Origin of the sequence: Methylomonas sp. AM2-LC (genome assembly GCF_039904985.1) — a bacterium.
In the GTDB taxonomy this organism is placed as follows: Bacteria; Pseudomonadota; Gammaproteobacteria; order Methylococcales; family Methylomonadaceae; genus Methylomonas.
Window position 1 is genome coordinate 3,002,148 of sequence record NZ_CP157005.1, and the last position, 25,363, is coordinate 3,027,510.

At 42.2% G+C, this 25,363-nt stretch carries 22 protein-coding genes; 9 read left to right on the forward strand and 13 right to left on the reverse strand.

Annotation, left to right across the window (positions count from 1 at the left end):
- The first annotated feature begins 597 nt into the window (after positions 1 to 597).
- From ABH008_RS13505 to ABH008_RS13520, 4 genes are read left to right on the forward strand one after another with little or no spacing between them, the layout of a single operon-like run.
- Positions 598 to 1,944, forward strand: a complete 1,347-nt coding sequence (locus tag ABH008_RS13505; RefSeq protein ID WP_347986146.1) for a TolC family protein — start codon at positions 598 to 600, stop codon at positions 1,942 to 1,944.
- Between the two features lie 53 nt (positions 1,945 to 1,997).
- Complete coding sequence (locus ABH008_RS13510) at positions 1,998 to 3,167, forward strand: efflux RND transporter periplasmic adaptor subunit (RefSeq protein WP_347986147.1); 1,170 nt, start codon at positions 1,998 to 2,000, stop codon at positions 3,165 to 3,167.
- 21 nt (positions 3,168 to 3,188) lie between these two features.
- Positions 3,189 to 6,257: a CusA/CzcA family heavy metal efflux RND transporter gene (locus tag ABH008_RS13515; RefSeq protein ID WP_347986148.1), complete on the forward strand. Its 3,069-nt coding sequence runs from the start codon at positions 3,189 to 3,191 to the stop codon at positions 6,255 to 6,257.
- Between the two features lie 9 nt (positions 6,258 to 6,266).
- Positions 6,267 to 6,593, forward strand: a complete 327-nt coding sequence (locus ABH008_RS13520) for a P-II family nitrogen regulator (RefSeq protein WP_347986149.1) — start codon at positions 6,267 to 6,269, stop codon at positions 6,591 to 6,593.
- Between the two features lie 222 nt (positions 6,594 to 6,815).
- Here the strand turns inward: ABH008_RS13520 and ABH008_RS13525 are convergent, their stop codons facing one another.
- The 3 genes from ABH008_RS13525 to ABH008_RS13535 form a co-directional block, all read right to left on the reverse strand.
- Positions 6,816 to 7,085 (reverse strand): hypothetical protein, encoded by a 270-nt coding sequence (locus ABH008_RS13525; RefSeq protein WP_347986150.1) that lies wholly within the window; start codon positions 7,083 to 7,085, stop codon positions 6,816 to 6,818.
- 567 nt (positions 7,086 to 7,652) lie between these two features.
- Positions 7,653 to 9,170, reverse strand: coding sequence for a phenylacetate--CoA ligase family protein (locus tag ABH008_RS13530; RefSeq protein WP_347986151.1), 1,518 nt, complete (start codon positions 9,168 to 9,170; stop codon positions 7,653 to 7,655).
- Between the two features lie 30 nt (positions 9,171 to 9,200).
- A complete protein-coding gene (locus tag ABH008_RS13535; RefSeq protein WP_347986152.1) occupies positions 9,201 to 10,076 on the reverse strand; it encodes an NF038122 family metalloprotease in 876 nt (291 codons plus the stop codon).
- Positions 10,077 to 10,771: 695 nt separating this feature from the next.
- Here ABH008_RS13535 and ABH008_RS13540 point away from each other — a divergent pair.
- A complete protein-coding gene (locus ABH008_RS13540) occupies positions 10,772 to 11,671 on the forward strand; it encodes a LysR substrate-binding domain-containing protein (protein WP_347986153.1) in 900 nt (299 codons plus the stop codon).
- A 72-nt stretch (positions 11,672 to 11,743) separates the two neighbouring features.
- Here the strand turns inward: ABH008_RS13540 and bamE are convergent, their stop codons facing one another.
- Positions 11,744 to 12,259 (reverse strand): outer membrane protein assembly factor BamE, encoded by a 516-nt coding sequence (gene bamE, locus ABH008_RS13545; protein WP_347986154.1) that lies wholly within the window; start codon positions 12,257 to 12,259, stop codon positions 11,744 to 11,746.
- Positions 12,260 to 12,371: 112 nt separating this feature from the next.
- On the opposite strand from bamE, the gene fur reads away from it, so the two are divergent.
- From fur to lolD, 3 genes are read left to right on the forward strand one after another with little or no spacing between them, the layout of a single operon-like run.
- Entirely contained in the window at positions 12,372 to 12,785 is a 414-nt protein-coding gene (gene fur / locus ABH008_RS13550) for a ferric iron uptake transcriptional regulator (protein ID WP_347986155.1), read from the forward strand.
- Positions 12,786 to 12,796: 11 nt separating this feature from the next.
- Positions 12,797 to 14,044 carry a lipoprotein-releasing ABC transporter permease subunit gene (locus tag ABH008_RS13555; protein WP_347986156.1) on the forward strand — a complete coding sequence of 416 codons (1,248 nt, stop codon included), beginning with the start codon at positions 12,797 to 12,799 and terminating at the stop codon, positions 14,042 to 14,044.
- On the forward strand, positions 14,037 to 14,747 hold the full coding sequence (gene lolD, locus ABH008_RS13560; protein WP_347986157.1) for a lipoprotein-releasing ABC transporter ATP-binding protein LolD: 711 nt from the start codon (positions 14,037 to 14,039) through the stop codon (positions 14,745 to 14,747). The genes ABH008_RS13555 and lolD overlap by 8 nt, the downstream gene beginning before the upstream one ends.
- 10 nt (positions 14,748 to 14,757) lie before the next feature.
- Here lolD and ABH008_RS13565 read toward each other — a convergent pair whose 3' ends face one another.
- From ABH008_RS13565 to ABH008_RS13580, 4 genes are all read right to left on the reverse strand, one after another.
- Complete coding sequence (locus ABH008_RS13565; protein ID WP_347986158.1) at positions 14,758 to 15,708, reverse strand: cache domain-containing protein; 951 nt, start codon at positions 15,706 to 15,708, stop codon at positions 14,758 to 14,760.
- Positions 15,709 to 15,995: 287 nt separating this feature from the next.
- Positions 15,996 to 16,607 carry an OmpA family protein gene (locus ABH008_RS13570; protein ID WP_347986159.1) on the reverse strand — a complete coding sequence of 204 codons (612 nt, stop codon included), beginning with the start codon at positions 16,605 to 16,607 and terminating at the stop codon, positions 15,996 to 15,998.
- A 127-nt stretch (positions 16,608 to 16,734) separates the two neighbouring features.
- Positions 16,735 to 17,073, reverse strand: a complete 339-nt coding sequence (locus tag ABH008_RS13575; RefSeq protein WP_347986160.1) for a hypothetical protein — start codon at positions 17,071 to 17,073, stop codon at positions 16,735 to 16,737.
- Positions 17,074 to 17,638: 565 nt separating this feature from the next.
- Positions 17,639 to 17,791 carry a hypothetical protein gene (locus tag ABH008_RS13580; RefSeq protein ID WP_347986161.1) on the reverse strand — a complete coding sequence of 51 codons (153 nt, stop codon included), beginning with the start codon at positions 17,789 to 17,791 and terminating at the stop codon, positions 17,639 to 17,641.
- A gap of 817 nt (positions 17,792 to 18,608) precedes the next feature.
- Here ABH008_RS13580 and ABH008_RS13585 point away from each other — a divergent pair.
- Entirely contained in the window at positions 18,609 to 20,093 is a 1,485-nt protein-coding gene (locus tag ABH008_RS13585) for a di-heme oxidoredictase family protein (RefSeq protein WP_347986162.1), read from the forward strand.
- A 117-nt stretch (positions 20,094 to 20,210) separates the two neighbouring features.
- Here ABH008_RS13585 and ABH008_RS13590 read toward each other — a convergent pair whose 3' ends face one another.
- The 5 genes from ABH008_RS13590 to ABH008_RS13610 form a co-directional block, all read right to left on the reverse strand.
- On the reverse strand, positions 20,211 to 20,834 hold the full coding sequence (locus ABH008_RS13590) for a helix-turn-helix domain-containing protein (RefSeq protein WP_347986163.1): 624 nt from the start codon (positions 20,832 to 20,834) through the stop codon (positions 20,211 to 20,213).
- 68 nt (positions 20,835 to 20,902) lie between these two features.
- The gene (gene pgsA / locus ABH008_RS13595; protein WP_347986164.1) at positions 20,903 to 21,463 is read right to left on the reverse strand and encodes a CDP-diacylglycerol--glycerol-3-phosphate 3-phosphatidyltransferase; all 561 of its coding nucleotides are present in this window, start codon (positions 21,461 to 21,463) and stop codon (positions 20,903 to 20,905) included.
- The gene (uvrC, locus tag ABH008_RS13600) at positions 21,453 to 23,294 is read right to left on the reverse strand and encodes an excinuclease ABC subunit UvrC (RefSeq protein WP_347986165.1); all 1,842 of its coding nucleotides are present in this window, start codon (positions 23,292 to 23,294) and stop codon (positions 21,453 to 21,455) included. The genes pgsA and uvrC overlap by 11 nt, the downstream gene beginning before the upstream one ends.
- 2 nt (positions 23,295 to 23,296) lie before the next feature.
- A complete protein-coding gene (locus ABH008_RS13605) occupies positions 23,297 to 23,941 on the reverse strand; it encodes a uracil-DNA glycosylase (RefSeq protein ID WP_347986166.1) in 645 nt (214 codons plus the stop codon).
- 384 nt (positions 23,942 to 24,325) lie between these two features.
- Complete coding sequence (locus ABH008_RS13610) at positions 24,326 to 25,336, reverse strand: DnaJ domain-containing protein (RefSeq protein ID WP_347986167.1); 1,011 nt, start codon at positions 25,334 to 25,336, stop codon at positions 24,326 to 24,328.
- Positions 25,337 to 25,363: the final 27 nt, after the last annotated feature.

Consider the following 25,363-nt stretch of genomic DNA (forward strand, 5'->3'; position numbering starts at 1 on the left):
TGAATTTGTTCCTACCTGAGTTATGTACAACAAAAAAAGCTGTTAATTCATACACAATTTAGCAGGTTTTTCTAATAATGAGTGATGTGTTACGAAATTGCCAATAGCATATTATTTTGATTTTTCCCCGTAAAATAAGCAGTTAAGTGCATATAAACCGGGATAGCGGTTTATATAAACCACAAAAGTAAAAGTATATTCTAAATTTAAGCATTTTAAAACACTCACACTTGATGTTTTTGTCTAAACTTAAAAGGCTTAATTAAATTTTCTACACCACAATAGATAACACATACCCACCTAATATTCATGACTTTAATTCTGCCAGCCAGTCGTTTATGAAAAGCCAAATTCGCCCTTTACTAGTATAATGAACTTTCTGACTCTATAATTAGGCACGATTTATGCTAATTTTTACTGTAAGTTTTAACTTTAGCTGCTTTTTAATGGTAAGTAGCGGTTGGCTAATGTATGCAGGCCATAAAAACAAGAAACACCCCTCTGCATACCAGTAAGCACCGTATGGTTTAGATAGTCATGTTAGGTTGTGTCATTTTACTTCCGGTTGGCATCACTTTTACAGGGTATGATTACAAAATGCGAAATAGATTTATTAAGTCAATATTACTTAGCCTGCTGTTCTGCTTACTAACCAGTTTTCAAGCCCATGCACAAATTGTAGAAATATCTGCAGATGAAGCACTGGCTATTTTTTATCAACGTAATCTGGACTTGATCATCGCTCAATACAATATTGATCAGTCGCTGGCAGACGAAGTCATTGCATCAGCCATACCCAACCCTACTCTTGGCGTTCAGATTAGCGAACTAGCCAACAAAGCCAATATGGGTTCTTCCGCAAAAGGATGCAACCCTAGTCCTACAAGTTCGTGTGGTGTTGCTGAGTATTATTCTTTTAGCCAATTGATTGAAGTTGCCGGCAAACGTGGTCTGCGCATGGAAAGCAGCGGCTTTGCTACCCAAGCAGCACAAAGTGATTTTCACGATGCTGTACGTATTTTTTCAAATATGGTCAGGGATAGTTACTTTCAATTGCTGCAAATGCAGAAAAACCAGTGGCTGGCTCAGGAAATTGTCGATCATTATAAAGACATTATCACTGCCAATACGCTTAGGCTCAAAAAAGGCGATATTGCAGAGTCTGATTATTTACGGGTAAAAATGGAAGCCATGCGTGCAGAATCCGATCTTGATAATGCCAAGGCGGCCGTGCTACAAGCCCAAGCAGCGTTAGCCGTTATTTTGCGCTGGCCAGACAACAGCCTGCAATTTCAGGCTAAAGATGAGTGGCCCATGCTGGCAGAAATTGGTCAATCTCTGCCCGTTGAAGATTTAATTAATAAAGCCTTATTGCAACGTCCCGATTTACAGGGTGACAAACTGCGTGCGATACAGACAGAAAAACTATTGGAATTAGCACGTCGCTTAAAATATCCTGATGTTACCGTTAATGCTGGCTATGCCCACGATCCCAGTAACAATAATCTGAATTCGTTTTTTGTTGGTCTAAATGTGCCGGTGCCTTTGTTTTACCAATATCAGGGCGAGGCTGACAAAGCAACAGTTAGTTTGAATAATAGCCTTGTAGCGGTAGAGCAAACCGAACTGAGTATACGCAGCGATGTGGTGAATGCGATGGCAACCTGGAAAAGTGCCGATAAAATAGTGCAACGTTTTAAAGATGGCTTATTGGACGATGCGCTGACAGTCAGAAACAGTTCAGAACTCGCGTATAGTAAAGGGGCCACCAGCGTACTTGATTTTATTGAAGCACAGCGCAGCTATAAAGCAGTGATGCGTGATTATTATGAGGCGATGATCAATCGCACCAATGCCTATTTCGATTTTGCAAAATCATTAGGCGTTGAGCCGGATGTCAGCAAAAATAAAGAAAACCTAATTAACCCAACACCGACTCAATAACAACGGGAAGATTTTTCCTGTCGACTTAATGGATAACACAGCCGATAGCAAATATGATTATTCAGACGCCTTACTTAAGAAAGACTTTAATCCAATGTTGTGTACTGTTTACAGTGGGCATAATGGCTTGTACTCCAACCACGGAAAATAACGAACCAAAAACAAAGCCTGTCGTTGTTCCTGGCGAAGTACATCTTGCACCAAACTCGCCAAAGAAAGCCTATGTAAAAACCACCACGCTAACCATGTCCCAGCACCCATTGCTCGTCCCCCTAGCTGGAAAAATTGTCTATAACGAAAGCCTGACATCAAGAATCAGTTCGCCAGTTGCCGGCCGGGTTGTTAACACACCGATAGTCTTGGGTAAGCCTGTAAAAATCGGCGACACTTTATTAGAATTGGATAGCCCTGAAGTGGCTGATGCTGAAGCTTCTTACGTTAAAGCCGATGCCGATTTGACCAAAGCGCGTAAAGCCTTAGCGCGTCAGCAGGAACTGTATGCAGGAAAAGCGATTGCCCAAAAAGATTTGGAACAGGCGCAAAACGATTTTAATGACGCACATAGTGAACTACAGCGCGTATTGGATCGATTAAAAAACCTGCACATAAGCACTCAACAAACCGATGGCCGCTTTTCGTTACGTGCGCCGATAGCAGGCACTGTCGTTGAAAGGAATGTTAATCCCGGTATTGAAGTACGTTCGGACCGTGACACGCCTTTATTTGTCATTTCGGATATCAAAAAACTTACGGTGTTGATGGATGTTTATGAGGTTAACCTAAGTAAAATCAGACAGGGCCAAAGGTTATCGATTTCCGTTCCTGCCTATGCAGACGACGTTTTTCCTGCCACAGTGACCTATATCGGCCAAATACTGAACGAAAATACCCGTACTGTGCAGGTTCGTTGCGATATACCCAATCCTGACGGTCGATTACTACCGGGCATGTTTGCGACCATTAATGTAGAAAGTGACCCAAGCGATCAGGCTATCGTCATTCCACTAACGGCTGTATTTACTGAAGATGAAGCCGATTTCGTGTTTATAGCCCTAGACGAAAATCACTATTTACAACGTCAGGTTGAAATTGGTTTACGTTTAAAAGATAAAGCTGTGATCACCAAGGGTTTACAGGCAAACGAACAATTAGTATCCGAAGGTGCGTTAATGTTACGCGGCGAGGAAGAAGTTGAAAGTGATCCAGATAACAACAAGCAATAGTAGGACCCAAAGGATACTAAGATGATTGAACGAATTATTGCTTTTTGTTTACAACAACGCCTGATGGTGATTGGCATGACGCTGGCAATTGCGGTTTCCGGTATTATTGCTTTTGAAAATTTACCGGTACAAGCATTTCCAGATGTACAAAATGTTTTTGTACAAGTGGTCACACAATATCCGGGGCAAGCGCCAGAGGAAGTCGAAAAACAAATTTCATTACCGATTGAAAGAGTAATGAACGGCTTACCGCATCTGATGAATATGCGATCCGTATCAATCTTTGGCTTGTCAGTGGTGACGCTAACCTTTGATGATAGTGCCGAAGATTACTTTTCCAGACAACAAGTGCTGGAACGTCTACAAAATGCCGATATTCCCAACGACAGTAAGCCACAGCTGGGCCCTTTATCAACAGGTGTGGGCGAAATTTTACGTTATGTCGTTGACGCCAAGCATTTACCACTCACTGAACAGCGTGCCATACAAGACTGGGTTATAGAACCGAAAATACGCTCGGTACAAGGTGTTGCTGATGTTGTGGGCTTCGGCGGCGGCATTAAAGAATATAAGGTGTCGGTAAAACCGGATCGTCTCAAAAATTTTAATATCGATCTTAATCAGGTATTTAGTGCTATATCCGCCAACAATACCAATACTGGCGGTGGTTATATTGAACATGGCGACGAAGCTTTAGTGGTAAGGGGTATTGGCTTATTAAAATCAGCTGAAGAAATCGGCGAAATTGTGGTGGTTACCAATAATAGTGTACCGGTTCTCATCAAAGATGTCGCCGATGTCAGCATTGGCCCGCAGCCGCGTACAGGTATTATTGGTATGAACCAACGCGACGATGTCGTAGAGGGCATCGTTTTATTAATTAAAGGTCGTGATGCAGTCAATGTACTAAACGATGTTAAACAGAAAATTCAGGAACTGAATGATTTTGGCCTGCCGCCGGGCGTTAAGATTAAACCCATCTATGATAGAACTGAATTAGTAGGCCATACCATACACACTGTTGAACACAACATGATAGAAGGTGCGGTTTTGATCATGGTCATTTTGATGGTGTTTCTGCAAAGTTATCTGGCTGCAATACTGGTGACACTAATTATTCCCTTGTCCTTATTGTTTGCGTTTATCTTAGTCGACCTGAATGGTATATCCGCCAATCTCATTTCCTTGGGTGCAATCGATTTCGGCATTATCGTCGATAGCACTGTGGTGTTAGTTGAAGCAGTCATGGTACAGATTACTTTAGATTTAAAAAATGGCGCAGATCTTCGTCACTTAAGGCAATCATTATTAAGTACTGCCGCTGAAATGGGGCGACCGATATTATTCTCAAAAGCCATTATTATTATTGCCTTTTTGCCGATATTCACCTTTCAACGGGTAGAAGCTAAAATTTTCTCACCCATGGCTTACACGCTTAGTTTCGCCCTGGTTGCCTCCATGCTGTTCAGTCTGACATTTGTACCGTCAATGCTAACCTATATGCTCGGCCCTAATATTGCTGAACGGCATAATAGCTTAGTACAAGGTATGGAGTATCACTACCGAAGAATTTTAGAATGGGTACTTAGACATTCACGAATCGTCTTTTTCTCAGCAGTCGCAGCCTTGGTATTAAGTTTTATGTCAGTGCGATTTATTGGCACAGAATTCATGCCCAAGCTTGATGAAGGCAATATTTGGCTCACCATTACCTTACCAACTCCGGTGTCATTAACGACGGCTAAAGGGCTAGAGCAACAGGTGCGTGAAAAATTAGAAAATTTTTCTGAAGTCAAAATGTTATTAACCCAACTTGGCAGACCGGAAGATGGCACAGACCCTAAGGGTTTTAACAATCTTGAGGTATTGATCGACCTAAACCCCAAAGATACCTGGCGTTATAAGAAAAAAGACCAGCTTGTGCAGGCCATGGATAAAGAGTTGTCCATCTTTCCAGGCATTCTCACCAATTTTTCGCAAGTCATTCAAGATAACGTGGAAGAAGCCATTTCCGGGGTTAAGGGGGAAATAGCCATTAAGGTTTTTGGTTCTGACCTGAATATTTTGCAAAATAGAGCAGACAAAATCACCCACATTCTGGCTTCGATACAAGGAGCAACCGATGTGGCAGCAGAACAGCAAGCCGGGTTAGCACAAGCCATTATAGAAATTGATCGTGCTAAAGTTTCACGCTATGGTATTAATGTGGCGGATGTTGAACAGGTTATTGAAATTGGTATGGGCGGCAAAGCGGCCTCTAAATTTCTAGAAGGTGAACGTCGATTTGATATCACCCTGCGTAATGAAGAAAACTCTCGCAATTCTGTCGCCAGCTTGGATAACTTAATGGTGCAAACACCTAACGGCCAATTTATTCCATTATCGGAACTGGCGACTATTAAAATTAACCAAGGTGCCTCTAGAATTAGCCGTGAAGATAATATGCGTAGAATCGCCATCAAATGCAATTTGATTGATCGTGATCAGGGTAGTTTTGTCGCAGAGGCACAACAAAAAGTGGCAGAGCAAGTCGATTTACCAACAGGTTACCATATAGTCTGGAGTGGACAATTCGAAAACCAGCAACGCGCAATGAAACGCTTGTCGGTGATTGTACCTATTAGTTTGGGTTTAATTTTTGTGCTTTTATTCTGGGCATTTATGTCCATAAAAAATGCATTACTGATTGTGATGAATGTGCCGTTTGCAATGATAGGCGGTCTATTGATCCTATTAGCCACCGGCATAAATCTGAGTGTTTCCGCCGCCGTGGGATTTATAGCTTTGTTTGGAATTGCCGTGCAAAATGGCGTTATACTGGTTTCACAATTGAATAAATTACGTAGGGAAGGTCAACCACTGCACGAAGCAATCGTAAATGGCTCTGTAAGCCGCCTTAGACCAGTGGTGATGACGGCATTAATGGCAATGCTTGGCCTTTTTCCAGCCGCATTATCGACCAGTGTTGGCTCTGAAACGGCAAAGCCTTTTGCGGTTGTCATTATAGGCGGATTGATTACAGCGACAATTTTAACCTTGACGCTATTGCCGGCCTTGTATCGTCACTTTTCTGAAGCTTATGAATCTTAAAGGAATACCATGAAAGAGATACGCGCTTATATACAACCACACAAAATAAATCAGTTGACGATGGCCTTAACTAATATACCGGGTTTTCCTGGCATGTCTGTCAGCGATTGTAGTGGTTTCGGTCGTAATCGCACAGATCAAAGCCAAGATTACAAGCCATTTATTGCTAAAAAACGCATTGAAATATTTGCCCCGGATGAGATGGTGGATGTCATTTTTGAAACCATTATGAAAGTTGCGCAAAGCAAACATCATGGCGATGGCAAAGTTTTTATAATCAACACACTTGAGGGTGGCCGCATCAGTACCGGCGAAAGAGGCCCTGAAGTTGTGTAATAGCGCTACCCAGTGTTAACAAACTGCTTAGTAAATAGCAGCCTTTCTAACCTTAATAGACACGGATTGCTACAACCAACATCAGGGAATAACTGATTACTATACTCATTGTATTGAAAAACCCGAGCTTAAATACGTGCAGGCTGATGCAGCTAAAATCCAACTTATTAACCCGGTTAAACGCCACCCTACCTTGTTAATTTCTGTATCAATCAAATGATACTAAACAATTGAATGATCATCGTCCAATTTCTTAACAGAATGGACAATTCCATCAATAATCATGGGTATTAGATATAACGCTAAGACCAATAACAATGTATTCAGCAAAGATTCTTGATAAGTAGTGGTTTCAACCAAGTACAAGGCCAATCCACCGCTCAATAGATATAGCCAGTTTATGGATTTTTTTCTCACCGCTACATTGCGAATAAGCAATATACTTACACCGCAAAATAAAACCAGCATCAATGTTAAAAAGCTTGTATTCATCTGTAATACCCCATTGAAAATTGAATAATCAAAAATTTACCGCTACTGCGTATAAATTGTTGATGCTTAATGTACTCGTTTCCCTACAAAAAATTCATAAAAACGGGACTTTTATCTGTATAAAAATTATAAAAATTCCACCGTTCTCATCATTTTTTTAACACTAAACACTACAATTTTTAATAAAAGCACTAATTATGCCAAAAAATATTATCTTTACAAATCAATACCTACACCCATAACTCAGCACCAAACTCATGTATCAGCATGGTGCAACAGCACTTAGCTGGTGCGAAATGCATCACAAAACACTCAAAAACCGCAATACACCTTTAAACTAGACTTAAACACTAGTAACCAATTGTTACTAAAACGTTTTTTTTACATTTTACGACTCACGAGCTTCTAAAGTCAGAGTAAAAATTGCGGTATTCATCAATTTTTTGACCTGCATGACTTTACAACGCCAATTAGTGACAATGAAGTCTACCATTAAGTTCCATTATTAATCGTTTTTTATATAACGTCCTCTACAACCTTTTGGCACATATCATCATAGTGATAGCCCTATTTCTTAAACGCGCTGACCGTATAACGATGCTTAACCCCTACTGGAAAATACTCCGGATCGCCAAAACGATGCAAACTAACTTGAGGTAGTTGCCGCTCCATGGGCAAATAATTGGCAAACTCGCTATTCAAGCGTAATAGTTGGGTGCGAATCGAATTAGCAATCACAAAAGGCATTAAATCAGTGGCTAGCACATTGGGTAATAATTCGACGGCAATGTGCAGAACCGAATTTCCTTCCTGATTTTCTCGCACACCCAACACAAATTTGCCTGTTACCCAATCCATAATTTTGGCTTGTTCCAGACCAACGGCAATATTCTCAGGAAAGATATTGGCACCGTAATAGGAAACGGTGAAGTCAATACGTCCAAATACAAACACAAAGGGCAACTGACGTGCTTGATAGTTATAAGGTAAACCTAGCTGATTGAACGTGGTAATACCGTAATTCCCCAAAAACACCCACATGTCCTCATAACTAATCAAGCCACCTTTATCGGCAATGCCATAACGAATTAATGGCACACTATTGAATGCCGAAATAACCAGCATACCCTCCTGCACTTCAAAATAGCGACTATGCGGATCATACTGCACCAAAGTAGGTAGCCGAGATTCGCCAAACAGACTATGCGCAGCCTGTGGATGTTGAGCAAGCCAACGACGAATAGCAATACTCAACGGCGTTTCATTGCCCAATACCCCACCATCGGCAGTACCATACAGAGAAGCGGTATCAAAACAAGGCTGGGTAGAACCCACACGTTGCGCCACCAAGGAGCGCCATTCTTCGCTAAAAACTTCACCTGCAAACACCAGCTTGGTATTGAAGGCCGCCCAATTGATACCTTCTGCCAAGCCAGCATCGATAACATCTTTCAAGAAAGGCGGGTATCCCAATAATACGGTTTGTGCGTAATGCGGGGCTAGTTCTTGTACCACTCTAAAAATTTCAGCTTTCTGATTACCTGGGGTTGCCACCATCAGCGTATAGCCTTTAGTCGCCAAATGCCAACAACACGATGTGGTAAACAAACCACCCACCCAATTACCCAAAGCAAAACACACCACTGCCAGTGTTGTTTGCTGATCAGCATGAAAACTATCAACAAACACCTGTTCGAAACGTACCGCCACATCCAATTCAAATTTGGCCGACCTGGGCCAGAAGGTAGGCTGGCCGGTCGACCCCGAAGATACCGCTATCCTATCCGCACAGTTTAGATGTCCATCCAAACAGCGAGCGGGCAATGAATAAACCTGCATGTAATTGCTCTTACTGATCAGGGGTAAGCTCTGAAACGCCAGGTAATTTGTAATTTGGTCTGGATTAACCTGATGCAAGGCCAAAAACTGTTTATACGCGGGTACCTGTTGTGCGCAGTACTGAAACAGGCTCAGTAGTTGTTCTTCAGCGCTCTCCGCGTGTTGTCCAGCCAGTAAATCATCTAACGAAGTATTGATAAAATCAATCAAAACATCAAGGGTGGATGATTTTTGCAAGTTGGACATTATTCTCTCCGGCAATAGTTATAATCCAGGTTATTTTCTAAATAAACGGATGCCTAAGCAACTGGTAAAAAATAACCAAAATGCGGATGGCAAAGCTATAGGCACAAGTTGATAGCCCAAAGCCTGCATAACCGTATAATCAGTCTTATTTAAGGTATTAAACTGACCAGAATTACTAAAAGCATTGAAGGGATCGCTCACTACCGACCCATCAAAATCGCCCAAATCATTACCCGGTATGGCATTTAAGCTGGCCAAACTGGTTTTTCCACCATCCAGCGATAAATAATAAGAATTACTAACAGCCGTCGAGAAATCGAGTACACCTGTTGGGGCGCTGCCGGTATATCGGAGTAAATCTAAAGGCATAATGCGCGAATCAATAACAGAGAGTCCTGAAATTCGGCCTAACACTTCAGATATCTCGTGTTCGGCAACCCCCACCAAATCAAACTCATCAGCGGGAACAGAGCCATTACTCCCTGTATTCCATGCGTAATAAGAACTTAGAGTAATAGCACCATCCAAACCGCTATCATTGGCCGCGATGAGACCTAACGCTTTAGCATTTGCCAGGGTAATATCCAAATAATCTGCATTGCCTACTTGCGCGGCTATATGACTAACACCGGGTAAAATAAGATTAGTATTGGCAGCCGTTAAGGCATTGGCAATGGTTGTATAATTGCTGATGTTATTATTATATTGTAATAAATAACTGGTTGTTTGCCCCAAAAAGGCAGAGCTATTTGCCATGTTTACATTAATATTGACCGTAATGTCATTTACGAATTGCCGATCAAATAGTTGAATAGCCTCATTAAACGCATTAATCTCCTGCGTTGTGACACTATCATCATAGTTGGCTTGAATAGTCATGGCATGGGAGTCACTCATAGTAAACATTAAAATACCAGCAACTAGCGTGTTTATATAGACAACATTAAATGCGCATTTTTTCACTTAACCGTATCCGTTATATTCACGAACATGCAATTATCTTTTAACTGTCTTGGCTGTAAGTAAAGCTGTTTATTTATAGTGTGAAACTGGGTATATTCTCTGTAAAATCTCATTAGGTACAGTCATGTGTGGCTAGTAATCGGTACGACGGGCATCATCATACTATATACTAGCCAATAGCGACTACCCCCCTTGTTAATAATTTATAAAACTATGAATGTACCTGTGTTTGTATTACTGCGTGCTTAGCCAGTAGTAGGAATTGTTGATTCTATTTTGTACGACTATCCTCTAACCAGCTACGATATAATGCTATATTAGCAATATATTTTTAACCCTAGGGCAATAAGTGAAAAGCGCGTCTGTCGCAGTGTCAGCTACAGTTTTGATCATGTCCTAGAGAAGTAGCAAGCATCATTGAAGTTAATATTAGCCTTTGTGATGCGGTTCGTGCCTCACCACATCCTACATCAATGTGGGTAATTGGATGCGCTGAAAAAGTGAAGCTCATCTGTCGCCATTAATGCTACTTCTAATGCTGATAAATCCTATATAAAATTTAACTTTACAATGAGTAGTGACAATTAATCTTCAGCTTTTGCCACACACCACCCGGATATCCAAAAATTGATTAACGAATGAATTTAAACCAGCTTGAATTACTAAGAACCCTACTCGAAACTGATTTTAACCTGAGCAAAGCAGCGGAAAAAATGCATGTTGTACAATCAGCAGCCAGCCGTCAATTGCAGCTTCTGGAAACCGAATTAGGTTTACCGTTATTCGAACGTCAAGGCAAAAAGCTTACAGCCTTAACACCACTCGGTATTGAAATTATGAGTGAGGTTGAACAAATTAATGAGGCACGTAAGAATATTAAACTGCTGGCTGATGATTTTATCGATAACCGTAATGGCAGTTTACATATTGCCACCACGCACACTCAGGCTAAGTATTTATTACCCGGACCGGTACAGAATTTTCGTCAAAAATTCCCGGATATTAAAATTTATATGCTGCAATCCTCGCCAGAGAATCTAATCAATCTTCTCTATCAAAACAAAGCAGATGTGGCAATATGCACAGAAAAAATGCAAGATAACGAAAAACTCATTATGCGCCCCTGCCTGGAATGGCATCATGTGGCTATCGTCCCCAAACAACATGCTTTAGCCTCGCAAAACATCAGCTTAGAACTATTGGCTAAACAAGCTATTTTAACTTATTCTGTTGGATTTACCGGGCGATCGACCTTAGAAACAGCCTTTAGCCATGCGGGATTAAGCATGGATATTACTTTATCCGCCAGTGATTCGGATGTCATTAAAACCTATGTACGTCTGGGTATGGGGGTGGGCATTATTGCTGCAACGGCATACGAACCCGACAAAGATCAGGATTTAATAGCACTCAGTCTGGCCCACTTAATTCCAACATCTGTCACCAAAATTGCTTACCTAAAACATTTGTATCTACCCAACTACTGTCGATATTTTATCGAACAAGTGCTTAATGCCTCTGCATTGAAAGCTGTTTAGGTAAGCGCATCAACACAAAAACACAGTGTAATGTATGTTGATGCAGAATCTTAGTTAATAGGCCACATACCGTTAACGAGACTTACCAGACTTGGCGGATTGAGGCGATGAATTTGGCGTAACGCCATCATCGGTATCAACACCAGGATCAAAGCCAAACAAATCCGCCATTTTTTGCCACATAGATTTTTCTAATTCGCGTTTGGGCAGATCAATACTGGTTTCAGTAGAGGGTTTGGGTACTGGCATGGAACTGGGCCGAAAATCACCTTGTATGGTCTGTAAATTATCGCCTTTAAAATACAGAGATACGCGTTTTTGCACGCGATCTTCACCTGCCTCTTCTTTAGAGTAGATATAGTCCCAGCGCTGCTCATGGAAAGTATCCACAACCATAGGCGAACCCATAATAAACTGTACCTGCCGTTTAGTCATATTGGGGCGAAGTTGATCTATCATACTTTGATCAATCATATTGCCTTGTTCAATATCCAGCTTATAGACACCGGGGATATTACTGAGCACAGTGGTACAAGCAGTGCACGTCAAGCTGGCTATTAAGCCCAGCCAAAATACAGATTTGTTCATGAGGTAGAACGTAGTGAGAAAATTCAATGCAGATTATGCCATAATTCTATAAACAACTTCAGCCAAAAAACGATACAATAGCAATAATCAATAGTTGAGCGGAGACAGACTTTTGGAATCACAGGATTTACGTAACGCTGGTTTAAAGGTCACTTTACCCAGAGTCAAGATTTTAGAAATTCTGGAAAAACAACAGGATGATCGGCACATGTCTGCCGAAAAGGTTTACAAAATCTTATTAAGCGAAGGCGAAGAAATAGGCTTGGCCACCGTTTATCGGGTGCTGACTCAATTCGAAGCCGCAGGATTGGTTAACCGGCATCACTTTGAAGGCGGAAACTCTATTTTTGAAGTAAACAAAGGCACCCATCACGACCATGTTGTCTGCATGAAATGCGGAAAAGTCGATGAATTTACCGATGACATTATAGAAAAACGCCAGGACGAAATCGCCAGAAATTTAGGTTATAAATTAACGGATCACAGTCTTTATCTCTACGGCTATTGCAACGACTGCCAGCCCTAACTTCCCTACACATGTTCAGACCACTCATATTTTACATAGGCTTGCGCTATACGCGCGCCAAACGTCGTACCCAGTTTATTTCCTTTATCACCCTCACCTCTGTGCTAGGCATAGCGTTGGGTGTTACGGCACTGATTACCGTACTTTCAGTCATGAATGGTTTTGAAGCCGAATTGCGCGAACGCATACTGGGCATGACAGCGCACAGTACCATTACTGGCTACAACGGCCAGCTTGAAGACTGGCGCACGCTGGCAGACCGTACCGAAAAAATGCCGCACGTTCAGGCAGTGGCCCCCTTTATTCACGGTCAAGTGATGGTTAATGCTGATCGCCAAGTGAGCGGTACTTTACTGCAAGGTATTATGCCCGACTACGAAGCCAAGGTATCCGAAGTGGCATCGCACATGAAGTATGGCAGCCTTACCGATCTACAACCCGGTGAATTTGGCATTGTACTGGGTGTAGAGTTAGCCAATTATCTGGGTGTGATGCGCGGTGATAAAGTTACCATTATCACTCCACAAGTTACTGCAACGCCAGCTGGTATTTTGCCACGTTTAAAACGCTTTACAGTGGTTGGGGTTTTTCAGGTAGGCATGTTTGAATATGACCGCAATATGGCCATGATACATATAGACGATGCCGCTAAATTATTCCGTATCGAACCCGCAGTCACCGGTCTACGCCTAAAACTGGACGACTTATTCGATGCCCCACAAATCACTCAGGGTTTAGCCAACACGCTAGGCGATGATTACCGTGTCAGCGACTGGACCAAAGCACATAACAACTTTTTCCGCGCCGTGCAAACCGAAAAACGCGCCATGTTTATTATTTTATTACTGATTGTGGCCGTTGCGGCATTCAACATTGTCTCCACGCTGGTGATGGTGGTTACCGATAAACGCGGCGATATTGCCATACTAAAAACCCAAGGTTTATCCAATGCTTCGGTAATGGGTATTTTTATTGTACTTGGTTGCATTATAGGTAGCATTGGCACATTGCTGGGTACTGTATTTGGTGTATTACTGGCGCTGAATGTAGAAAGCATCGTGCCATTTATAGAAAATTTGTTTGGCGTACATTTTATGGCAGCGGATGTTTACTATATTAGCGAAGTACCTTCCAAACTGGTGTGGAGCGATGTTTACTGGATAGCATTTACAGCCTTTGTGCTATCGCTACTAGCAACTATCTATCCTGCCTGGCAGGCATCGCGCATTAATCCAGCCGAGGTGTTACGTTATGAGTAAGCAACTCACAGATACCCCGGTTATTTTACAATGTGAACAACTCACCAAACGCTATGAACAAGGTGATTTGAATGTAGATGTTTTAAAAGGCGTCAACCTGGAAGTCTACGCCGGGCAACGCGTGGCTATCATGGGCGCCTCTGGTTCGGGTAAAAGTACCCTGCTGCATTTGTTGGGTGGCCTGGAAAAACCCACCTCTGGCAAAGTGATACTGGATGGTGTCGATTTACAGCAGGTACGCTCTAGAAAACTAAGTGCATTGCGTAATCGTTCACTGGGTTTTATTTACCAGTTTCATCATCTATTGGGTGAATTTACGCTCTTAGAAAACGTGGCCATGCCCCTGCTGATTGGCGATCACTCGCTAAAAGAAGCGGAGCAAAAAGCCATCGCTATTTTAAAACGGGTAGGATTAGGGCATCGTATCCAGCACAAACCAGGCGAATTATCAGGCGGCGAAAGACAACGTGCCGCAGTTGCCAGAGCCTTAATTCACCAACCCAAATGCGTTTTAGCCGACGAACCTACCGGCAATCTGGACAGTAAAACCGCAGAACAGATTTATCAACTCATGCTGGAATTAAATCAGGAACTGCAAGTCAGCTTTCTAGTCGTCACTCACGACCCTGATTTAGCCGCACGTATGGATCATGTACTGCACATGGAAGACGGATTGATTGTTGACATTAATCAAGCAATCTAAAATCGGCCGTTTATTTTTGCTTGCGTAACAGCACTTCTGCGCGCGCGCCCAAATAAACATAAACACCCAGGCACAGTAATAAAAAAGCGGCGGCTATAACCACCCACACCGCTTCAATAATAAACTGGCCTGAATTCTGTAAGGCCGATTTAAAGATCATTAGTAAGGCTTCAATCGACAATGCAATAATAATGGCGGCAATAAAGCGCGTGATGGTACGCCGGGTAGAACTGTGTTTGAGTATATCTTTATACAACAGCACTTCTTCTTCCAGCGTAGTTTTAGCCAAATCAAAGATAGCTAGTGCCAGTGTCAGGTAAATCACCATACTAAACGGGATTAATTTCGTATCCTGTTGCGTGGCGGCTTTATAGATAACCTGTATGCATTCATTGGCAGCGGAATACAACAAAATAGCTGCCACCGTAAACAAACCAAACACTATCAACGAATACACGCCTTTTAGACCTGGCTCAAAATTAGCGCGCATGGTTTCGCCACTGAGAAAATTTAAAGTGGTGGGCAAATCAACATCCAGCACTATATAGCCTTTAACCTGAGCCTCGTTGTCAAAAACCTGACAACACACCGACAAACACAGTTCATTTTTGACACTAGACAGGTAAGGTTCTGTAACCACCACCTGGTCTGTCTGCTGTGCAGCAATAAAATACGGCCGCTTACTTCTATCGGCACCATCCCCAATATTCGGGCGGTCGTTATAAAAACGTCCAGGGATATTCGTGCTAATTTGTACACCATCTGCACCAAGAAGGTACAATAAACTCACAAATGGATAATAACTGCACAAAGAATTAAGACTTTCGCTTAACTCAGCCTGAGATTGCTCAAATAAATTACCATCTGCAAAACAAGTCAATATAGATTGCAACAGGCGTTGAATAGCTAATCGATGTTCTTCGTAACGCTCTATGACAACAATGGGGCTCATTTTAGACATAAGACTTTTATTAGTAGCTGTGTATACTAAACATTAAGCAATTTCTACGCCAAATAATCTCAAGCAAGCATCTACTCTAATCAGGTATTGTAGCCTGTAGTAGGGTAACGTACAGCAGTGGTTGCTAATTTTATTACGACTTAAAATTTCAGCAATCATCATTTTAGAAAAAATACACTGATAAAACCCTTTGTATTTTAAAGTCTGCCACCATCGAAGCTGGCTTGCATTCTCATTCAGCCAGCTTACTAGTGCTACACTCTTAATATAACCAGGCCAATAAGCGTCTAATCGCTTAACAGCACAATCCGCACTCTGCGATTAACTTCACTAGTTGGGTCTTCACTATTGGCTAGGTTTTTCTTACCTTTACCCTGAATTTTCATAGCGTCTTCTGGCAATCCGTATTCAGACACCAGAAAGTTCTTCACGGCCTCTGCGCGCCGACGAGATAACTCAATATTATAGGCATCGCCACCGACAATATCGGTATGCCCTTCTATTCTATAATGCTTACCTTGTAAGTCGTTGGTGGCTAATGCCGAACCGATAGGGCGTAACTGTTCTTTACCTGCGTCAGTCAGCTGCGAAGAGTTGTAGTCAAAAAGAATTTCCATGGAAATGGCTTTTTCACTGCTTTTAGGCGAAGGCGTAATCGGTTTGTGCTTAAGGGTACGATTATCGTCTTTAGTCACAAAGTTTAAACTTCTACTTTTAGATTTGCTGGTATCAACACTATCGCCAGACGTATCCACATCTTTAGAGTTAGATTTTAAATAATCCAAAACCTGCTCAGTACTGGGAATTTTTTTTCCGAAATTAGCTTCCTCAGCATAAACATCACTGATTAAAGCAGTTGTTATTAAAATAATGGGCAAAATTCGTAGTCGATATATCATGACAACCTCCAGATAGTTAAGTTAAAACAATCATCACACTCAATCATACTAGCCTGATAGATTAAAGCTAAGATTATACAGCGAGACATGCTTAAATACACCCAAAACCAGAGTGGTCACTTAAAGCTTAGTCGGCTTGATAGACAGCAATAACGGTGCGATAAAACCAGAGTGGTCTTAACAAAATAATGACAAAGGCAATGACAGGCGTAACAGGAACCGGGGCAATATCAATAATAAATAATGTCAACAAACTTAGAAAGCACTTTACACGGACATGAGAGGAAGGCGGCCTTGCAGGCAACGCGGGCGGATTATTGTACACATGACTAGCCAACTGCAAAAACCAGCTTGGCCGCTTAAGCACAATATACATACCGATTAGACAGCCGGGCGATACAGGCCCAAAACCAATGATTGCAAACAGACTGAAGACTGCAAGGCATTTAAGCTGGGCGGAATTCATGTTGTATAACCTATCGTCCTAAAAACTAAATCCATTGCAGTTTAGCATACTGCTATACAAATAAAAACCTGCACTTTGCTATATACACTCGTGTTAATGCTTGCTCTGTCTTTATGCACCTACACAAAATTGTGTCGAACACAGGCAGGATTTTATGTGTTTTTAGTTTATGCTAAACGTCCGTTAGCTTCTTTTTTTTCTTTCTTAACGGCTTTCTTTTCCTTTGGGGACAGCGCCGGTTGTTTTTTTACTTCTTTATTACTTTTTTTCTCTTTACTCAAGATACTCTCCAAATAATTAGCTGGGGCGGTTAAGTTGCAAGACTCACGATTATAACCATCATGACTACCAACTATAAAACGTCGCGGACTTAGTTATACACCTTTACCCTCTAGCGGGTTGAAGTATTTTATTGGTGACAGGCACAAGTCAACGATAAATATATTATGTTTTAAAAATGAATGACATGCAGAGAGCTTACCAGCAGCCTATAGCCGCCTTACGCTGTGGAACGTGACAAACTGACAGGAAATTTGCAAAAAACAGATATTGACGCTTACAAATTTTAGTTACTTGCAGCTTTATTGTTATTGTTTGGGGTTTTCTTTTTCTTAGCCAACTGCTCTAGAAAATAAATATCATAATTCCATTCTGTACGTGGTTGTGGGGCTCTTTGAGTAAATGGTTTTGTTAGTGTTTTCATAGTCAATGTTGACATGATGAATCCTTGGAAAAGTTAAATAGTTAGCCTTGGAGAAGGCGAGTTATGCTGATAAATGTAGGGATCACGGAATGAAGATCAAGTCGAATAACTGTAAAAGAGACATCGAAGCGGTAAACATGGGTAAAGCTTATTTTTCTAGCTGGAAGCTATTCTATGCTGATTATTAAAAATATCAATATTTTTCGTATTTATTTACAAAAAAGTGCGTAACTCGCCGATCTGCCTTTGGAAAATCTCCTGTATTTTTTTATAGCTATACCAGTATTTATGGGATGAAGGCACGCATCACACAAACAAACAAGGTTGAGGAGAAGTCCACAAAACCAGCATATACCATAGTACTGCATTAAAGTAATTCACAAGCTCTCTTAAAATAAAGCAGTTATCCACAAAAGCTGTGGATAACATTGTGACCAACAGGTGACAACAACATGTAAGTGACTGGTTTTTGGTGACTGACGTTAGATTGACCAATAATTGGACACCTGCCCTGCACACGCTGCCAGCACCGAATCCCAACCTCCAGATACTGTGAAATTCCCTACTCTATGCGCATTAATCCGAGCACTCACTCTACTCAGCCATTATCAGCTCTCTTTTCAGTACCAGTACTTTTGTACTGCTTGTTATTGAGTGAAATGTCATTTATGGTTACGTAAATCTGCGTATGGTTCGATCTACCTATTGATCACCACGCACAGAAAGCCTATAGAAGGATGTACGGAGACGAAAACGCAACCCTTGAGGGTATTTACCGCGACAGAAAGACGAGTTTGCCAGTAGGTTATTAACTAAGTACAGGATACCGACTATGAAAAACGAATTTTGCATTCCACGCGCACTATTGGCTACTGCTCTGATGACATTAACACTAGCAGGCTGCGACTCAAACACGACAAGCACTACAGTAAAATTACCCACCTCCACGCCTGGCGCGATTAAATTGCATGATCCTGGCGTGCGCCTGAGCGAATCAGCAGTTGGTGCAGCACTGACTGGCCTGGATGCCAATTACCAGAAACTGTTTAAAGCCGGACTGGAAGAATTTAACAAACAGGAAAACGTCAGTGACGATGGCCTGGGGCCTACATTTAATTTTAACAGTTGCGGTGGCTGCCACGCTTATCCTGATGTGGGTGGCTCATCGCCCGGACCGACCAAAAATAATCTGAAAGCGATCAACCCTCAATATATTTTTTGGCAGACCAATCTGAGCAAAACCAATAAAATTCCATCATTTATAGCCGGTAGCGACCCAGAAAACCCTGGCTTAACGCCAATGCGTGAAGCGCGGTTTGTACATCTTGAGACTGATCACACTATCCTTGATGGTGGCGTACATGCCCTGTTTACCATTGAGGGATTACCTGGCGCAGAAACCTGCACTGGCTTACCACAGCCCAATTTTGAAAAAGCGGTAGCCGAACAAAACATTATTTTCCGTATCCCCACCCCCGTGTTTGGTAGTGGCTTAATTGAACAAATCCCCGATACGGCCATTGAAGAAAATCGGCAACATGAAGCCAGCCAAAAACAAACTTTTGGCATCAGTGGCAGATCGAATATTACCCTAAGCGGACATACCAGAACGGCACTTGCCAACCGTAATGGTAATGACGGCACCATTGCCCGCTTTGGTTGGAAAGCACAAAACAAGTCTTTACTGGTATTTGCGGGCGAAGCCTATAACGTGGAGATGGGCGTATCCAACGAGCTGTTTCCAACTGAACGTAATGAGACCTCAGCTTGTCAGACCATGAATACACCGAATGACCGTACTCATCCTGAAAAATCTGACCCCATGGATGTATTAAGCGACATTGAAAAATTTGCCGCCTATATGCGTTTACTGGCTCCGCCCACGCCTTCAACCAGTCAACCGGGTGGTTCCGCTTCTATCGAGAAAGGCAGGAATTTGTTTAAAGCGGTTGGATGCGCGTATTGTCATACCCCACAGTTTACTACGGGTAAATCCGATATACCGCAGCTGGATAGAAAACCAGTCAATCTATATTCCGACTTACTGATACACAATATGGGACCAAAGCTGGCAGATGGTGTTACACAAGGTCAGGCCAGTGGTGATGAGTTTCGTACCGCACCATTATGGGGGCTAGGACAACGCATTTGGTTTTTACACGATGGTCGTACGTCCGATTTGATCCAGGCGATTGATGAACATCACAGTAGTGATGAAGGACAAAATAATTCAGAAGCCAACTACAGTGTAGAAAAATATAATCAGCTAACGACAGAGAGCAAACAGGATTTGCTTAATTTCTTGCGTTCATTGTAAAAAGTTTAGATTGGGTTACAGCATGCGCCGTAACCCAACTGATCAGCCTATATTTTCAACATGGCAATAGAGGTCAGCCACAGCAAAATGCTCCACATAACCACAAACCGCGCTAACTTACTTCTTAGCTATTGTACTCCAGGCCACCAACCAGACCTGATTCTGGTAATTATCCTTACAAGGCGGCAAACTATCCGTTAATAACATACTCAGCGTGTGCTGAATAATGCCAAAGAAATAATTGTAGGCTAGCAAGGCATCAATGTTTTTGATTTCGCCTTCCTTAATGCCCACCTGAATAATACGTCGCAGTTTATTAAACGCCGCTATATCAAATAAAGGTTTAGGTTCGGGTAAAAAATCACTGGTTTTGATAAACAGTAAAAACTGAATAATTTCCGGTGCTTCTTCGGTCAGCTTAAACAACAAATCCACTACTTCGCGTAATTGTTCGGACGCTTTACGATTGCGACGGCGAATATCATCAATAGAGATACTGAAACTATCCAGTATCTGCTCATGCAAAGCCAAAGCAATGGCTTGCTTGGTTTTGAAAAATTGATAAAGTCCACTGGTCGATTTTAAGCCAACTGCATCTTTTATATCGATTAAAGAGGTATTGTAATAGCCCTTTTGTGCGAATAATTTTAATGCCGCTTGTAAAACCTCGTCCTGGCTAATCAGCTTAGCGGGTGTTTGTTCTTGTGCTACTTCTATTTCAATTGCTAATTCTTGTTCCATGTTCTTTATACAGCTTTACCTGCTGTCATCTCTCTGTTATTGCGCAGTATGTAACGCTGCACTTATTGTTATTCTCTCAAGGTTGAAAAAGCAGCCATCAGGTAATTGATCATTGACCACAAGGTTAAAATGGCTGATATATATAGCAACCAATAGCCCATGGTATTAATGGGCAAACCTAGCAGATCATCACGATACAGCAACAAACTGACAGCTGTCATTTGCGCGGTGGTTTTCCATTTACCCAATTGCGAGACCTTAACTTTGGCCCGCTGACCTATTTCTGCCATCCACTCTCTTAACGAGGCTATAGTAATTTCACGACCGATAATTACGGCTGCAGGTATAGCAAGATAAGGACTTGCCTCGGCCTGCACCACTAAAACCAACACAAAAGCCACCATTAATTTATCAGCAACCGGATCTAAGAACGCGCCGAAATCGGTTTCCAGCTGCATCTTGCGCGCCAGATAACCATCCAGCCAGTCGGTAAAACCAGCAAATAAAAAAATTAAGGTGCAGGCGAGTTTTGAGTATTCCCAAGGCAAATAAAACACAACTGCCAATAAGGGTATTAAGGCAATGCGTAAAAATGTCAAATAGGTTGGTAAGGTAAATTTAACTGCCATCTTGGTGGTGAAACAAATCATAAATGCGTTGTGCCAATTGCCGGCTGATGCCATCAATACCTGCCAGGGCATCCACTCCAGCATTGGATACACCTTGCAGACCACCAAATTGTTTTAACAAAATTTGGCGGCGTTTCTGGCCGAGCCCAGCAATATTTTCCAGTACCGACTTAGTTTTAATTTTAGCGCGGCGCTGGCGGTGTCCGGTGATAGCAAAACGATGAGCTTCATCCCTAATATGCTGAATCAGTAATAAAGCACTGGCACCTGGTGTCACATTCAAAGGTAAATCCTGATCGGGCAGTATAATTTTTTCCATGCCTGCTTTTCGATCTGGACCTTTCGACACTCCGACTATCATAACATTGTTTATGTCTAATTCCGCCAACGCCTTTTTAGCTTCCCCCACCTGACCTTTGCCACCATCAATAAACAATACCTCTGGCGCAGTATGTTCACCTTGTTTTAATCGTTTATAACGACGAAATACCGCCTGATAAATAGCAGCATAATCATCACCGGGAGTAATTCCTTCAATATTAAAGCGCCGATAATCAGATTTTACCGGCCCTTCCCGATCAAAAACCACACAAGAAGCCACAGTTTGCTCACCTTGGGTATGACTAATATCAAAACATTCCAATCTTTTCGGAATATCGACGCAACTTAATTCCTGTTGCAAACTCACAAAACGGGCAAACAGGTTTTGTTTATCGGCCAGTTTACTGCGTAAACTGTTTTCAGCATTTGTCACCGCCAACTGCAACCATTTGGCACGTTCGCCACGTACCTGACTGGCAATATTCACCACATGTTTGGCCTGACTACTCAGCACTTCGCTGACCAGTTCCGTTTCCGGTAAGGTGTGGCTGATGATTAAATCGTGCGGGATGGTTTTATCCAGATAATATTGACTGATAAAGGCTTGTAACACTTCTTCAGCCTGATGATGATCCACCATTTTTGGAAAAAACTGGCGATTACCTAAATTTTGACCATTACGGATAAAAAACACCTGAATACAGGCCACTTCTGCTGTTACCGCACAGGCAATAATATCTACATCGCCTTTTTCGCCCTGCACAAAATGTTTTTCCAATACAGCGCGCAAGCGAAAAATTTGATCGCGATAACTAGCAGCCAGTTCAAAATTCAGCGTGGCAGCGGCATTTTCCATCTTGGTAACCAGGCTATCGATCAGCAACCCGCCCTGCCCTTCTAAAAACAATACCGTACTATCCACATCCATCCGATACGCTTCTTTACTAATTAAACCCACACAAGGTGCAGTGCAGCGTTCTATCTGATGTTGTAGACAGGGGCGTGAGCGGCTATTGTAAAAACTGTCTTCGCACTGGCGCACCGGAAAAATTTTCTGCAATAGCTTTAAAGTTTCTTTAACCGCGCTGGCACTCGGATAAGGGCCAAAATATTTACCTTGACGTTTTTTAGCGCCCCGATGAAAACTAAGTTGTGGAAAATCGTGCAAGGTGGAAATAAACACATAAGGGTAGGATTTATCATCGCGTAAATCGATGTTGTAACGCGGTTGATGGCGCTTGATTAACTGGCTTTCCAGCAATAGGGCTTCGCCCTCGGTATGAGTAACCGTCACCTCAATAGCGGCTATTCTGGCCACCATAGCCAGTTGCTTGGGTGCTGCCGCCTGCGTTCTAAAATAACTGGAAACGCGGTTTTTAAGATTTTTAGCTTTACCAATATATATAATAGTGGCATTAGCATCCAGCATTTTGTAAATACCGGGGCGTTGCGTCAGGTTTTTTAAAAACGCCTTGGCATCAAAGCCCGCCTGTGCTGGTGACTCTGTCACGCTTAAGCGACCAATAATTCCTGAATATTGGCAAACACATCACTCAGCATCTGCATATTCAAACGTTTGGTTTGTACATTGTAACGACTGCAATGATAAGAACTCACCAAATGATGGCCATTAGGTAAACTATAAACCCGATGATGCCCAAACGGATAAGCTTTCACTTTTAAACCATAAGCACGCAACACCGCTTGATGAGCAATATTACCCAACACCAAAATCACCGCTTTTTCGGGTAAGGTTTGCAATTCCGCCGCCAGGTAGCCATTGCATTGCACAATTTCCTCACCCGTCGGTTTGTTTTGCGGTGGCAGACATTTAACAGCATTGGTTATACGGCAATTGCGCAATTCCAGCCCATCATCCAAAGCCGTAGAATGTAACTGATTACTAAATCCAAAATCGTACAGCGCCTGATACAATAACAACCCCGCATAATCCCCGGTAAACGGCCGACCACTGGCATTAGCCCCATGCATCCCCGGTGCCAACCCCACCACCAGCAAACGCGCCTGCAAATCCCCAAACGGTGCCACAGGACGCGCGTGATACTGTGGATATTTTTGTTTAACATCACACAAAAAATCAGCCAGACGCGGACATTGCTGACAATCAAGATCGAAATATTGGGTTATAGCCGTCATCACAAAGGTAAAGTATTCAATAAGCTGCTTAGTTTACTATGAATATGCGGATATTTTATTGGAAATAGAATCGCCTATCGCTAACAAGACGCTAAGATACGCCAATTGGATGCTGCCATTCGAAACTGCGTAGCCACAATTAGCGTCAACGTAATCGTGGGAATGCAGACTCCAAAAACATTTAATAGCCTTTCCCAACGACAAAATTTATTTTAATCATCGTCACCGATTTCAATATTTAAACCGTTACCCAAACAATTACGCAGCATTAGTTAATGCGTAACCGATTCTAAAAAGCGCCTCTATAACCGGAAAGCTTTTCATTCCTACGATTACGCTGACGTTAATCGTGGCTATGCGGAATGGGTTAATATATTAGCTACCCTAAAAATCCCTGACAGCACGCACCTTGCATTGATCGTTATTTTTGTAAGATATTTGACCGCCTCCGCCAAAATTTTGTTGCCATGCACAGCCCTCACCCATATGCGTAGAACTCCAATAAAAGTCATCAGAGAATCCGCCTACCAACTCTTTTTGTTGGAATAACAGATTCAATTCGTCTTTAAGCGGTAAGCGCCAACCATAACCATAGGCTTGAGCAGCAGTAATTGCCGCATGCCAATCTAATGCATTCTCTGCATCTGTGGACTGAGCTTCTAAACCATGAGAGCCGGAATCGTCCACAAAGAACACTATTCCCCCGTTTAATCCAACATCACCCAAAGCAAACACACCGCGTTCTGTGCGCGCACGCTCATTGACATGACCGCGCAATTTAGCGATAACCTCTTTAAACGCTTCCAGAGAATGTATGTAATGCACTTCTTGGGTTTTTGTGCGGATATGCCATTGCCTAGTACCGCTATCGGTGTTTGTAGCAGAAATTCGATAGCCCAGTTGCGTCAGCTCAATTAAATAGTGTCCTTCTATATCTTCCAATAATTGCTGTACTCTGTTTTGGATATATCGGGTAGACACTTTGGCTTCATTGCCGTCTGCTTCAACAATGGCACGCCCCATTATACCCTTATTAATATTTCCCAGGGTTAGCTCTTTGGCGGCAATACCATATAACTCATGTTCGCTATAATGCAGATAATCAATGGCATAAAGGGGTTGCTCAGTTTTTTCTGACTTTTCAAATCCGGCATTATTATTCTTAGATTCCTGCGCATCTATCCATTCATCATGTTCGGCTCGACGCGCTGGGTCGATCAATATGTCGTAAGCATCTTTAATAATCTTGGTGATGCGTAGCGCTTTTTCTTCACTGCCATCGTACTTATCGGGGTGATACTGTTGCATCAAAACCTTATACGCTGCCCGGATTAAGGCATCAGGCGCGTTGCGAGTAATCTTTAAATTGTCGTAGTGGGTGCGATATTTAGCCATTGCTTAGAGTGAATAGAACGGTTGGAG

Coding starts and splice junctions, on each gene's coding strand:
- ABH008_RS13505 (WP_347986146.1), top strand. CDS start 598: ATGCGAAATAGATTTATTAAGTCAATATTACTTAGCCTGCTGTTCTGC.
- ABH008_RS13510 (WP_347986147.1), top strand. CDS start 1,998: ATGATTATTCAGACGCCTTACTTAAGAAAGACTTTAATCCAATGTTGT.
- ABH008_RS13515 (WP_347986148.1), top strand. CDS start 3,189: ATGATTGAACGAATTATTGCTTTTTGTTTACAACAACGCCTGATGGTG.
- ABH008_RS13520 (WP_347986149.1), top strand. CDS start 6,267: ATGAAAGAGATACGCGCTTATATACAACCACACAAAATAAATCAGTTG.
- ABH008_RS13525 (WP_347986150.1), bottom strand. CDS start 7,085: ATGAATACAAGCTTTTTAACATTGATGCTGGTTTTATTTTGCGGTGTA.
- ABH008_RS13530 (WP_347986151.1), bottom strand. CDS start 9,170: ATGTCCAACTTGCAAAAATCATCCACCCTTGATGTTTTGATTGATTTT.
- ABH008_RS13535 (WP_347986152.1), bottom strand. CDS start 10,076: ATGTTTACTATGAGTGACTCCCATGCCATGACTATTCAAGCCAACTAT.
- ABH008_RS13540 (WP_347986153.1), top strand. CDS start 10,772: ATGAATTTAAACCAGCTTGAATTACTAAGAACCCTACTCGAAACTGAT.
- bamE (WP_347986154.1), bottom strand. CDS start 12,259: ATGAACAAATCTGTATTTTGGCTGGGCTTAATAGCCAGCTTGACGTGC.
- ABH008_RS13555 (WP_347986156.1), top strand. CDS start 12,797: ATGTTCAGACCACTCATATTTTACATAGGCTTGCGCTATACGCGCGCC.
- lolD (WP_347986157.1), top strand. CDS start 14,037: ATGAGTAAGCAACTCACAGATACCCCGGTTATTTTACAATGTGAACAA.
- ABH008_RS13565 (WP_347986158.1), bottom strand. CDS start 15,708: ATGTCTAAAATGAGCCCCATTGTTGTCATAGAGCGTTACGAAGAACAT.
- ABH008_RS13570 (WP_347986159.1), bottom strand. CDS start 16,607: ATGATATATCGACTACGAATTTTGCCCATTATTTTAATAACAACTGCT.
- ABH008_RS13575 (WP_347986160.1), bottom strand. CDS start 17,073: ATGAATTCCGCCCAGCTTAAATGCCTTGCAGTCTTCAGTCTGTTTGCA.
- ABH008_RS13580 (WP_347986161.1), bottom strand. CDS start 17,791: ATGTCAACATTGACTATGAAAACACTAACAAAACCATTTACTCAAAGA.
- ABH008_RS13585 (WP_347986162.1), top strand. CDS start 18,609: ATGAAAAACGAATTTTGCATTCCACGCGCACTATTGGCTACTGCTCTG.
- ABH008_RS13590 (WP_347986163.1), bottom strand. CDS start 20,834: ATGGAACAAGAATTAGCAATTGAAATAGAAGTAGCACAAGAACAAACA.
- pgsA (WP_347986164.1), bottom strand. CDS start 21,463: ATGGCAGTTAAATTTACCTTACCAACCTATTTGACATTTTTACGCATT.
- ABH008_RS13605 (WP_347986166.1), bottom strand. CDS start 23,941: ATGACGGCTATAACCCAATATTTCGATCTTGATTGTCAGCAATGTCCG.
- ABH008_RS13610 (WP_347986167.1), bottom strand. CDS start 25,336: ATGGCTAAATATCGCACCCACTACGACAATTTAAAGATTACTCGCAAC.